Here is a 12,447-nt window from a genome sequence, read left to right as displayed (position 1 = left end):
GATAGAGACGGATCTTGTGGGTTTTGACCGGCATGGGGAACACCTCCGCTAAGCTGAATAAGAAGTGGGAACGTTTGTTTTATTACACTTCTAGCTTAACAAAAGGAAACACATCCAGCAATTAAAAGTGCTCGACACTAAAACCCTACATATCCCACCATTTCCAAGAGTAACAGTGTGCCCTTAGTTCAATCTATCCAGTATCTGACACCATTTGTCCATATTTGATGATCTTTTTGGTAAACATTCCGTACTCCTTCATCAATTAGTCAGTGTGTGTGTTGAATGCCGGGAACACCAATAAAACAAAGCAAGCTCCCTATTCCTTCAAAAACAGAACAGGGAGCCTGCAACCGCTACTCTACATATAGAGTGCCCAAAAAGTATCCTACTAAAAATCTACAGAGACGTCAAGCGCGATGCTTAATCGTCCTTATCGTCATCATCGCTGTCGGTGTCATCATCGTCATCGTCACCAGAGAAATCCGGTGTGTCGTCATCGTCATCGCTATCACTGGCGGTATCGGTGTCGTCATCATCATCGGAGAACTCTTGCAGCTGACCTTCGATACCGTCAGCCAAACTGTCGTCGGTATCATCGTCGTCAGCCGGCACGTCCTTGGCCAATTTGCTCAGTGCAGGCGTGTCGTCATCGTCATCGGTGTCGTCTTCATCGTCGTCATCATCGAAATCGTCGTCTTCGGGATCGTCGTCGTTGTAGTCAATGACGTCATCGTCACTGTCCACGTCGGCCAAGAAGGCATTGACCTTCTTGCGCTTCTTGCGCCGAGGCCGGTCTTCATCGTCCTCGTCGCCATGGTTGACCGCTTCGTCCACCGAATCGAAGGGATACCAGGAGCGCAAGCCCCAGACATTGTCCCCGAGGGAGATAAAGCTGCCGTCGACATTCAGATCCGTATAGAATTGAGAAAGCCGATCCCGGATCTCCTCGTCACTCTTGCCGAGGTAGTTCTGGATCTGGTTGACCAAATCAGCAAACGGCATGGTCTCGCCACGCTGTTTGAGAATGGCGTGGGCAACCTCGATCATCGACAGTTCGTCTTTATTTTCGCCCTTAAAAACGTCAAGATTCAAGCGGATACACGTCCTTTCACAGTCTTCTGTCCATCATACGCTGCTAGGCATGGAAAATCAATTGGAGCTGATAATCACCTAAATATTCGCCGCCCGCCAGTAATTGGTACGCAATGTCGATCTGCCCCGCCAGAGGATCCTCCCGCAGGCGGACCCGCAGTGTCTGAGTCAGGGTTTCAATCGACAACATGCCGTAGGGGGTCCGGTAGGTGGCGATGATCCGCTTGCCGTCACTGAAGAACAGCTTGGAGAACGTGTCCCCCGCGGAGCGGCCCCGGGTCACTTGGACGTCGCCGTTGCTCATCAGTTTCAGCGTCACCGGCTGGTTGTCGTCATGATCGCCGCTTTCCTCGTAGCGCAAGTAAATGTTGTCACCCACCTGGGCCAGGGTCCCCGCCTCATCGTAGACGTGGTGGGTCTCCTCACCTTTCTGCACGATGTTCGTTTCCAGATGAATACTAATGGGGATCGCTGATTCAAGAACCACGATCGCACTTCCTTTCTCACTGTCTTCCTATCCTTATTCTACAGCAGTCCGGCCGGCAGCGTCACCGCCTCGGCTCAAGCCGTCTCTGTGCCCGTGGTATAATGGTGAGCGTAATTGACAACTGGCACCTATTAAGGAAGGACGCAGTATGTATTCTTCACCGCTATTGCCGCGGGAGAAAGTCTTCCGCGACCCTGTGCATAATTATATCCACGTCGAACACAAAGTGATCCTGGACCTCATCAACACCACTGAATTCCAGCGGCTGCGCCGGATCAAGCAGCTGGGGACGAGTTCGTTCACGTTCCACGGGGCGGAGCACACCCGCTTCACCCATTCGCTGGGCGTCTACGAGCTGACCCGTCAGATCTGTGATAACTTCAAACATAATTACCCCACCAAAGAGCCCGGCGACGGCCTCTGGGACGATGATGCGAACCGGTTGGTGGCGCTGTGTGCAGCACTGCTCCACGACATCGGCCACGGCGCCTATTCGCATACGTTCGAGCACATCTTCGGGACCAACCACGAGCATATCACCACCGAGATCCTGACGTCGCCGGAAACGGAAGTCAACCAGGTCCTGCGGGGGATCGCCCCGGACTTCCCGGAGCAGGTGGCCAGCGTCATCGCCCACACCTATCCCAATCCCCAAGTGGTGCAGATGATCTCCAGCCAGATCGATGCCGACCGGATGGATTATTTGCTGCGGGACGCCTACAACACCGGCACCAAGTACGGTCTGTTCGACGTCACCCGGATCCTCCGGGTGATGCGGCCCTACGCCCAAGGCATCGCCTTCGAAAGCGACGGCATGCACGCAGTGGAAGATTACATCATCTGCCGCTTCCAGATGTACCAACAAGTTTACTTCCACCCCGTTTCCCGGGGCATGGAAGTGGTCTTGCAGCACCTGCTCCAGCGGGCTAAATTTCTCTACGAACACCACCAGCTGGGCGAGTTGACCCCGACACTGCTGGTGCCTTTCTTCGAGAACGACTTCACCCTGCATGACTACCTGAATCTGGACGACGGCGTGCTCAACACGTACTTCATCTACTGGCGGGAGGACCCGGACGACACCTTGCGCGACCTGGCCCACCGCTTCCTGGACCGCAAGCCCTTCAAGTCCGTCACCTATTCCCAGGAGACCCGCGGGCTGATTCCCAAGATGCGCGATCTGATCAGTCAGGCCGGCTTCGATAAGGATTATTATGCCGCCTTGAACGACAGCTACGACCTGCCCTATGACGCCTACGACCCGTCGTCGAAGGAACCGAAGACCCAGATCGAGATCATGGCCGAGGACGGCAGCCTGCGCGAGCTTTCTACCTTGAGCATGCTGGTCGCCGCCATCGCCGGCCGCTCCACCGGGGACGAGCGCTTCTACTTCCCCAAGGAGATGCTGACGAAGACCGACGGCGGGCTGTTCACGCCCATCTACCAAGAGTTCCAGAGTTACATTCATAACGGCGCCATCGCGGCGCCCCAAGGAAGAAAGGATACAACTGATGCCGACGTATAAAATTGCCGCCGTCGACCTGGACGGCACGCTGCTCAACGAACATAGCCAACTGAACCCGCGCACCATTGACGCGGTCAAAGCCGCCAAGACCAAGGGTGTCCACGTGGTCATCTGCACCGGCCGGCCAATGACCGGCGTGCGCCACTTCTTAGAAGAACTGGACCTGCTGGGCCCTGACGATTACGTCATTACCTTCAACGGCTCGCTGGTCCAAAAGACCGCCGACGAAAGTGTCCTGGTCCGCCATACCCTGGCGCTGAGCGACTTCATTGACCTGGAATATCTGGCCCGCAAGCTAGGCAGCCACATGCACGCCGAAGACGACCACTTTATGTACACCACGAACAAGGACATCAGCCCCTATTCCGTCGGCGAGAGTTACTTGGTGCAGATGCCTATCCATTACCGGACGATCGACGACTTTGCCCCCAGCAAACGCTTCTCGAAGGTGATGTTCATCGACAACCCGGACATCGTGGAGAAAGTCTCTCACAGTATCCCTGAGGAATTCCAGGGGCGCTACCACTTCGTCCGGTCGGAGCCGTTCTTTCTGGAAGTGCTGAATCCGAACGCAAGTAAGGGTAATGCGTTGAAGGGCTTGGCCAAGCGGCTGGGCGTGCCGATGGACCAAGTGATGGCCTTCGGCGACCAGGGCAACGACTTGAGCATGATCGAAGCGGCCGGTACGGGTATCGCTATGGCTAATGCCACTGCTGAGGTGAAGGCCAAGGCCCAGCTAGAAACGGCATCGAACGTGGATGATGGTGTGGCCCAGATGTTGGAGAAATTGGTGCTGAACGCGTAAATAGCAGTTTTTAGACAAAGTAACTTCTGACCTTCGCAGAGCATGGAAACGGGATACTGCAAACCTAACCCGAGTCCGGAACCGTTGGGTATTTCTTTGTTTTTTTTATAACCCTCAGCATTGTACTTCGGTTGATAATTCAGAAGAAATATCCGAATTTCAAAACCCTATTTTTCAAAATCGTAAGCGTATTTCCTATTTCTATACAAAAGTAACAAGGATACAGCCGCTATGGCAACACTCCAAATTGCAACAACAAGCATGGCTTGCTCAAAGGAACCTCTACCCATACGGTAAAAAGTAAAACCGTTAATCGTTTCCCCAACATTGAAATACGTGAACGGCAGCCAACTGACGTGTTGCACAAAGAATCCCAACCCGATTGTGAGCAAAGTAAGCACTGTCGTCAGCAGAGCATTGCGGGTAATCACACTCCAGAACATTTGTACAGATTCGCCAAGCATTGTGAACATAATGAGCAACCATCCCCCACGTGTCAATATTGTTCCCAGGCCCATGAATGATTGCTTGCCATTGATGTGCCACAAAACAATTGGGTATTGCAAGCTTCCACCCCGAGCGACAATCAGAGAACCCAAAAGAAAAATGGCTGTTGAAAAAGTAATGGCAGCGACAATTACCACGATGTCCAGAATCCAACGTTCAGCCCATAAGTGAATTGAATCGATACCGTTAGTTGCTAGAAGTAAAATATGTCGATGTGCGGGATTCAATTCATTTGCAAACGTTAACCCAAGCAATAGAACACCTAAAATGATGAAAATCTGTGGTATATTTTGATGGACCACATACCAAACAAAATACCAGCCATTCGTATAAAATCGGGCTCCGCTGACCTGAGCAGTCTCATCATATTTATCTGGATCACCGGTGTATCGTGTAGGAGTCAACTCATCTAGCAGTTGCCTTGACGGGTAAAAGGGTGTTATGTCTCTTTTTAGAACCCAACTGAGTTCTTTGATAGTGTTGTCAAGTTCAGTTTGCGAGAATGCCGGACCTGATAGAGAAGTGCCTGTTGCTCTACTCACAATTTGCTTTGCGTTGGATGTTCTCTCGTTAATTGGCTTTTTTGATTTCTCCAGGCTTTTTAAGTAGGCTTGCGCATATGGTATTGGGCCCGCATTAAGTTGTGTCAGCTCGTACTTAGAACCCAACGTAAATGCATCGTCTTGTGTTTTTTTGCCAGCCGCAGGCAGTGAGGAAATGTTTTTAACAAGTCGACCACGATACGACTCGATGTAATTGTGTTGCTGTTCAATTTGAATCCAGAATAGTACACTCAACATAGTAATGGTTATTAAGCATATGGCGGCTATTTTCCTGAAACCAATTTCTTTTTGTAACAGCTTGAAGTACATAGTATGCCTCCAACGAAAGGATACCCGTACAAAGAAGCAGCACGGGTATCCTCTCTCTACAACTTCTGTTTAGTTAGCTAGTGAAAACGTACCAGTATAGTATGCAACATAGCCATCCACAACCCCATGGAACTCATTACGTTGTGCACCCCGCGAAGCATACCAATTCCCATTAATTTCAACCATTTGTCCGACTGGTAAATACTGTGGCGGGGGAAATGGCAGCCACATGAAATATTTTCCCTTCAATACTGGCGCCGGATCGGATGCTGCTAAGACAGTTGTTTGCGCGGATAAAGATGATTGTGCTAGCGTAACAATGCCCGTGGCCAATCCACCTGCAACCAAAAGGGAAGCCCCTAAAGAAAGAATCTTCTTCATGTTTTCTACCTCCTGTAATTGCACGCAACAAAATCATGATCATAGGTGTAAATCAATTGAAGTTTGCACGCTGAACATCCCTACTTCACAAGTGATTACTTGTGCTTGTCTTGCTAAAACTCCTTTCCCCACGGGCAGACAGATTGCAAGCGTTTCAACGCCTACTGCGAATCTTGAACCGATTTTCTAGGAATGTCAATTATTTGAACTTCAGTTGTAAAACAGGCAGTTTAAACACGAACACGGCTGATAATTATTTTGCGGATTAAATCAGTTGCTAATAAGGTTCTGGCATCTTCTCCAGCTCTCGAATGATAAACTTATCCTTCGATTTCTCTTGATTCATCAGGTCTCTGTCGGTAAAAATGTACGTTTGAAGATGCTTTACCCGCCAGCCACTGGTCCAATGCCCACCGGTGGGAAGCGCGTTTCAGTGCGAAGCGGGCGATGACGATGGGCTGCCAGGTAAGAATATTGAAGTCCTCCAACGGGGGGGCTATTTTTTTGTAGTCGGTGGTGGCGAAGAAGTAGCCCGGGTTGTAATAGGCCGTCCGCCGGTGGCGGGAATAATAGTAATCAGCGGCTTCGCCCAGGTAAGTCGGCGGGGCGATGGTCACCCCGAATTCTTCCTTCAGTTCTCGAGTCAAGGTGGCTTCCTGGTCTTCGCCAGGTTCCATTTCTCCCCCGGGCAGGATCAAGGCGCCGTTCGGTGCGGCCAAGGTCAGGATGCGCTGGCGGGCGGCGTCTGGGATGACGACGTACGCCCCAATCCGGGTGGCGTAGGGCATGCCGGCAGGTAATGTGCCAAAAGTGGGAATCTTCGTGGTCATCGAATCAGCTCTCTTTCTTCTTGCCCGGCTGCATGGCGGCTAATGCCGTCGTCATGGCCGTCAATTCGGCGGTCGTGACCGTAGGGGCCGGGGCGTTGGTCCCACTGTAAAGCAAGTATTCGGCGTTTTCAACCACCGGCGCTAACGTGTCCGGCGCCAGTCCCAAGTGCTTGGTCAAGCGCGTGTAATAGCGGGCCAGGGTTTCCCCCGTCGGGCGGGCCTGCCAGCGGCGAGCCTGGCGGTCGAAGTGCCGGAAGACGGCCGCAAACGGCTTGCCTGCGGCCCGCTGCAACCGCCATTGGGTCCAGCGCAGCTGCAAGCGGCGGCGCTGCCAGAAGGCCAGGCCAGCAGCGATGAGCAGCAAGCCGGTTGCGATTGCGGCAGCGATGAGCGGCCAAGGTAACGTGCCCGTGCTGGTGCTGGCCGCAGCTTGAACACTGCTGCTGCTCGCAGCCTGCTGCCCGTTGCGCCGGGCCGCGGCACTGCTGCTGCTGGCTGAACTGCTGCTGGCAGACGCCGCCGTGGGGCTCTGGTCGGCGTTGACTTGGCTGGCCTGCTGGCGTTCATCAGGATTGATGAACCCGGGTGTCGGTTCAAACGGGACCCAGCCGATGCCCTGGAAGTAGACCTCCGGCCACGAGTGGGCGGCGGAATTGAGGATCTCATACTCGTACCGGCCGCCGCCGACGCTGCCGACCTGGTTCCCACCGTTAAAGCCTTTTGCCCAGCGGGCCGGAATCCCGGCACTGCGCAAGAGGACGACCATGGCGGAAGAAAAGTTATCACAGTACCCCGTCTTGCTGGAAAACAAGAAGTAATCGACGTAATCCCGGCCCTTGGGCGTCCGGGGAGTATCGACTTTGGAGTACACGAACTGAATACCGTCCCGCAGGTAATCGCGAATTGCCGTCACCTGACCATAGTAGCTGGTGGCCTTGTTGGTGAGTGATAAGGCGAGCCGGCGGGTCCGCTGGGTCACGCTCTTAGGCAGGGCCAGGTCCGCTTTGAACTGGTTGGGCGCCGCCGTCGTCGTGGGATTTTGAGCATTTTCTAACTGACTGATCGTGTACTGATACTTCTGGTATGTACCGGTCAGCTCCCGGACACCGGCGAAGGGCCGCATCCGGCCGCCAGTAATTAGGCGGTTGCGGCTGGGCGCCCAACCGATGAAGATGTTACGCTGCTGGTCATCCACGGTATCCAACGTCAGCTGGCCATAGGGAAGGGGCACGTAATCGCTCGCTTGGGTGAAGGCCATCGTCAGCGGATGCTTGGTCTTGGCCGTTGCCGCTGTCATCCCCGCTGCCGGCAGCGGTGTGGGCAGGGCCCGCAGGCGGGCGATCTGGTCGCCCAGGCTGGCGATCCAGCCGCGGCCGGTATATTCGTCCTTGGTCTCGACCCGCCAGTAATGGTCCTCGTAATCCGTGGCCGTGAAGACCACCGAATTGTCGTCGAACAGCGGGCCGCCCAAGTCGGTATCGTCCTCGGAGAACCCCGTCCGGGCATCCCCCGCGCCGAAGCGTTCCAGCGATTGAAAGAAGCCCGCAGTATTCAATTCACTGCGCAGCAGGGCTGTATTGTCCACTAGCGGAGTGGTGACCGCACTCAGCGTGGTATGCGGGGCACCAGCGGCCTGCAAGGCCCCGCCCGCCGCGGCGGCAATGACCGCCGCCACGGCGACGACCGGCCAGCGCAGCCGCTGTTTCTGCAGTTGATCGACCAAGGCCAGCACGACGGCGGTGAGAAAGAGCTGGAGGATCGTGACGGTCAGATCGTCGCCGTTGAAAATATTCACGGCACACAGATAGAGTACGATGACGATCAGCGTCACCGGCCAAATATGGTAACGGACATACAAAATGGTCAGCAGTGCGACCACCGCTAAAATCAGCACCAGGCTGAGAAGCGGCGGCACAGTGGCTGACGAACGCATGAAATAACTCTGCCAGCTATCCTGGAAGCGGCCGACCAGTGCCGGCAGCCAGGCGGCCGAGAGCGGTCCCCGCCCTGGGAATAACAGATAGACCGGGACAAAGGCGGCGGCCATCAGACCAATGATGCTCGCCGGCCACCAGCGGGTCTGCCAGCGCCAGGGCAGGACACAGAGAATGGCCAGGCCGATATAGATATACAGCGGCCACGCCGCGGCCAAGTGGTTGACTTTGACAAAGGGCGGGACGGCCAAGACCAGCAGCAGCGCATGGAGAATGATCCCCAGCGCGCCTAAAAAGCGATTTGCGGCATGATTCATGAGCTTGCCCGCTCCTTTCTCTCGATAACGCCGCCAACCAACTGGCCGTCCGGTCCTACGGCCACTGGCACGACCCGCACCCCGGCAGCCGGACTGGCCATGGGTGGGCCCAGAACGACGATGGTCGCCCCGCGCAGGGTGTTATTGACGGCGGGGGTCCAAGCCGGTGCCGTCGCGGGCGGCACATAAGCCGCCGCCAACCGGCTGGTCAGCTCGTGGGCATGCTGCCAGCCGCCCTCCGACGCCGGCCACCAGAACCAGACGTTAGTCCAATTCCGGGTCGCCTGCTGGACGCCAAAGAACAGCGCCCACTCCGCTTCATTGAAGTTCGCGGCGGTGCGGTTGAACACGACATGGATGAACGGCGTCGGCTCGGGGGTCAGCTCCCGGATCATCATGTGCCCGGCCCGAGCCGTCACCCGCCAGTCGATCACGTTCAGCGGGTCCCCCGGAATGTACCGGCGATACCCTTTTAACGAATAAGGGTCGGCGAGGCCGGCCAGCTGATGGGCACGGAGAAGATTCAGCGTGGGCAGGAGCTGCCGGACCGCCCGGGCGGGTACCCGGGGATAGATCACGAGAGCCACCGGCACTTTGACCCGCCGGCCCTTGCTCAGCAGACCCAACAGGTCAGTCGCCTGGACCGGGATTTTTATCTGGGAATAAACCCCGCGGGCCAGGCGGGTATGTAATGTCACTGAGACCCGGTGCCGCCCGAGCAGCGTGGCCGGTGTCCCCCAACCGTCAGCCGCAGCGACCCGCAGCTGGGGCTGCCACTGCCACCAATGGCGGTTGGTCACCGTGCCGGTGAGGAGCAGCGGCGTATCGGCGGGCCTTTCTGCCCGCTGCACTTGCCACTGCACCGCGGCCAAGGGCCATACCAGCTGCAGCAGGCACAGCAAAAAAACGAATACGAAGGCGTACCAAACCGCCCAGATCATCGCCGTGTTAAAGACCGCTGCCAGCAGGAACGTGCCGCCCAATACGCCGCCAAACAAGAGAAAGACCAGGATCCGTTTCAGTCTGGCCATGGCGTTCACACTGTCGGTACGCTGGTCTGACGCAGGATGTCTTGAATAATCTCCGGCACCGGGTCCTCCCCCACAGTGGTCTGGTTGAGCACGAGCCGGTGGTGGAAGGTCGGACCAATGACCGTCTGGAAGTCATCCGGCAAGCAGTAATCCCGGCCCATGCACAGGGCGTAAGCCTTCGCCGCACTGACTAGCGCCATTCCGCCCCGGGGCGAGATGCCCAGCCGCACCCGCGGGTCTTGCCGGGTCGCATCGATCAGATGCCAGGCATAATCAATCAAGGCGTCGCTGATATGCACGTACGTCGCCATATTCTTCAAGTTTTGCAAGTCGGCTGCATCGATGACCGGCGGCACGTCGTTGATGTGGGCTGCCGGGTCGGTCCCCGCCAGCAGCTTCCGTTCGGCCCGTTCATCCGGATAGCCCAGGGATAACCGGAACAAGAAGCGATCGATCTGGGCTTCCGGCAGCGGATAGGTCCCCTCGTAATCCGTCGGGTTCTGCGTCGCTAGGACGAAGAAGTCGGGACTCAGCTGGTGGGTGGTCCCATCCACCGTCACCCGCCGCTCGGCCATCGCCTCCAGCAGAGCGGCCTGGGCCCGGGGCGTGGCCCGGTTGATCTCGTCCGCCAGCAGCACCGTGGTGAACACCGGCCCCTGACGGAATGAGAAGTCATGCTGGACCTCATCGTAGATGGTTACTCCGATAATATCGCTGGGCAGCAGGTCCGGTGTGAATTGAATCCGCTGGAACGGCAGCTGCAAGGCGTTGGCCAGACTGCGCACCAGGGTCGTCTTCCCCACCCCGGGAATATCCTCGAACAGCACGTGGCCGCCGGCCAGCATCGCCGCAATCGTCAGCATCACTTGCTGGGGCTTGCCGATCACCGTCTGCTCCACGTTGGCGGCGATGGCATCAATACACTCTTTGGCGCTGACACTGTCTTGTATGATCACGATCCGCACTTCGCTTTCTCTTCATGATGTATAACTCCATTGTACCGGATTTAGGGCAGAAAGTGGTTCCATAAGGTGCGGCCGGCCGGGGCAATTTCGTATACTGAGGATAAGGGTATTCATTGCAGAAAGGGGAACTTCACATGCTCAAAGAATTCAAAACATTCATCACCCGCGGCAGCGTCATCGACCTGGCCATCGGCGTTCTCATCGGCGGCGCCTTCAACGCCATCGTCGCCGCCCTGAACGACACCATCCTCTCGCCGCTCATCGGCTTATTCATTGGCGGCATCAATCTCCAGCACAGCCTCATCTTAACGGTGGGCAAGGCCCAATTCCGGTTCGGCGCCTTTCTCCAATCCATCATCACCTTCCTGATCACGGCCTTCGTCATCTTCCTCATCGTGAAGGCCATCAATAAATTGCGACCGGCGGTGGAAAGCGCACCGCCGGCGCCCAGTGAGACAGATTATCTTCGAGAAATTCGAGACTTGTTGGCTAAAAAAGAGCAGGACTAAAAACGGTCAGCGAAGTGTTGGAGGGCGTGGTCAATTCCCTCCTCATCATTAGTACGCGTGATGAAATCGCCGCCCGCCTTGGCGGCCTCTGTACCGTTGCCCATCACGACGCCCGTCCCGGCCCACTGAAGCATGGGGACATCATTATTTCCGTCGCCGATAGCCATCACTTGGGCCGCCGCCAGGTGCAAGAGCGTCGCCAACTGCTGCAGCGCGGCCCCTTTGTCGACGCCGGGATGCATCACTTCCAAGAAGTTATCACTCGCCCGAACCACGTAGAACAGGTCGCCAAAGGCCGCTTCGGCGGCGGGCTGAATGGCATCCAGCTGATCCGGCCGACCCACGTAGACCGCCTTCAGCATCTGGAAGTCCGCAGGCATCTCAGCTGGTTGGCGAATATACAGGCCGGCAAAATTTTCTGCGGCCTGGACCACGGTCCAGCGATCCACATTCCGGTCCGGGGTATAAATGCGAGAATGGGTATCGAGCACATTGAAGGGCACCTGGTGGGTGGCCGCAAAGTCCGCCAGGGCCAAGTAATCCTGCCGGTCCAGCACCTGGGCCTGGAGAATACGCCCGGCGGCGGTCTCAATAATGGCGCCATTGCCAGTGATGACGTACTGGTCATGACCGCTGATGCCCAGGTCGGTCATAAAGTGCCGCACCCCGGCCAGCGGCCGCCCACTGCACAGTACCACTTTCACCCCCTGCGCAAGTTTTTCGCGCAGGGCGTTTTTCGTTCCTGGGCTGATGGTCTGGTGCGAGGTCAGTAACGTGTCGTCGACGTCGATGGCAATGAGTCGGATAGTCATGAGGTTGTGTCCTTTCTTACATCTGGGTAATACGCAATTGTCTGGCGCTGGCCCGGGTGACTACGGGCTCCGCAGATTGATGTGCAACAGTTTTGTTAGACAGTCTGTAAAAGCTTATGCAGCCCGCGCAAAGTGCGCGCGGTCTTAAAGCTCGGCCTTGTTCTAGGCGGCAAAGCCGCCAAGAACAATTTTCAGCTGAGCCCCCATCTGCTCCGCCCTCCGTCACCCTACATTCTCGGAGACTGGAAACATCTCGCTCGTCAGGTAATCCTGGCAGCCTCCTGGACGGACGTTATGGAAGTTGCCGGAAGTATGAAATCCAGGAGGCCACCTCCGGCGATTATGTACTGACATCGAAGACTTTACGATCGGACAAG

General features: G+C 56.2%; 12 protein-coding genes. 3 read left to right on the top strand and 9 right to left on the bottom strand.

Annotation, left to right across the window (positions count from 1 at the left end):
- Positions 1-423 precede the first annotated feature (423 nt).
- Together rpoE and L248_RS11115 are read right to left on the bottom strand one after the other, a co-directional pair.
- Complete coding sequence (gene rpoE, locus L248_RS11120; RefSeq protein WP_052000029.1) at positions 424-1,050, bottom strand: DNA-directed RNA polymerase subunit delta; 627 nt, start codon at positions 1,048-1,050, stop codon at positions 424-426.
- A gap of 88 nt (positions 1,051-1,138) precedes the next feature.
- Entirely contained in the window at positions 1,139-1,582 is a 444-nt protein-coding gene (locus L248_RS11115) for a YwiB family protein (protein WP_022530325.1), read from the bottom strand.
- A gap of 148 nt (positions 1,583-1,730) precedes the next feature.
- On the opposite strand from L248_RS11115, the gene L248_RS11110 reads away from it, so the two are divergent.
- Positions 1,731-3,107, top strand: coding sequence for an HD domain-containing protein (locus L248_RS11110; protein ID WP_022530324.1), 1,377 nt, complete (start codon positions 1,731-1,733; stop codon positions 3,105-3,107).
- A complete protein-coding gene (gene yidA / locus L248_RS11105) occupies positions 3,094-3,912 on the top strand; it encodes a sugar-phosphatase (RefSeq protein ID WP_022530323.1) in 819 nt (272 codons plus the stop codon). The genes L248_RS11110 and yidA overlap by 14 nt, the downstream gene beginning before the upstream one ends.
- A 167-nt stretch (positions 3,913-4,079) precedes the next feature.
- Here yidA and L248_RS11100 read toward each other — a convergent pair whose 3' ends face one another.
- The 6 genes from L248_RS11100 to L248_RS11080 all read right to left on the bottom strand — a co-directional run bounded on the left by L248_RS11100 (position 4,080) and on the right by L248_RS11080 (position 10,734).
- Positions 4,080-5,291, bottom strand: a complete 1,212-nt coding sequence (locus tag L248_RS11100; RefSeq protein WP_022530322.1) for a hypothetical protein — start codon at positions 5,289-5,291, stop codon at positions 4,080-4,082.
- Positions 5,292-5,360: 69 nt separating this feature from the next.
- A complete protein-coding gene (locus L248_RS15920) occupies positions 5,361-5,672 on the bottom strand; it encodes a hypothetical protein (RefSeq protein ID WP_155828646.1) in 312 nt (103 codons plus the stop codon).
- Between the two features lie 320 nt (positions 5,673-5,992).
- The gene (locus tag L248_RS11095) at positions 5,993-6,502 is read right to left on the bottom strand and encodes an NUDIX domain-containing protein (RefSeq protein ID WP_022530321.1); all 510 of its coding nucleotides are present in this window, start codon (positions 6,500-6,502) and stop codon (positions 5,993-5,995) included.
- A gap of 4 nt (positions 6,503-6,506) precedes the next feature.
- A complete protein-coding gene (locus L248_RS15345) occupies positions 6,507-8,753 on the bottom strand; it encodes a transglutaminase TgpA family protein (protein ID WP_022530320.1) in 2,247 nt (748 codons plus the stop codon).
- Complete coding sequence (locus L248_RS11085; protein ID WP_155828645.1) at positions 8,750-9,784, bottom strand: DUF58 domain-containing protein; 1,035 nt, start codon at positions 9,782-9,784, stop codon at positions 8,750-8,752. Before L248_RS11085 ends, L248_RS15345 begins: the two co-directional genes overlap by 4 nt.
- Before the next feature lie 5 nt (positions 9,785-9,789).
- A complete protein-coding gene (locus L248_RS11080) occupies positions 9,790-10,734 on the bottom strand; it encodes an AAA family ATPase (protein ID WP_425423456.1) in 945 nt (314 codons plus the stop codon).
- Positions 10,735-10,883: 149 nt separating this feature from the next.
- Between L248_RS11080 and mscL the strand changes: the two genes are divergently transcribed.
- Positions 10,884-11,258: a large conductance mechanosensitive channel protein MscL gene (gene mscL, locus L248_RS11075; RefSeq protein ID WP_022530317.1), complete on the top strand. Its 375-nt coding sequence runs from the start codon at positions 10,884-10,886 to the stop codon at positions 11,256-11,258.
- Here mscL and L248_RS11070 read toward each other — a convergent pair.
- Positions 11,255-12,070, bottom strand: a complete 816-nt coding sequence (locus L248_RS11070; RefSeq protein WP_022530316.1) for a Cof-type HAD-IIB family hydrolase — start codon at positions 12,068-12,070, stop codon at positions 11,255-11,257. The genes mscL and L248_RS11070 overlap by 4 nt on opposite strands.
- Positions 12,071-12,447: the final 377 nt, after the last annotated feature.

This window comes from Schleiferilactobacillus shenzhenensis LY-73 (genome assembly GCF_000469325.1).
Classification (GTDB): domain Bacteria; phylum Bacillota; class Bacilli; order Lactobacillales; family Lactobacillaceae; genus Schleiferilactobacillus; species Schleiferilactobacillus shenzhenensis.
Note: the sequence above shows the minus strand (reverse complement) of the source record. Positions and strands in the feature narration are given on the sequence as shown.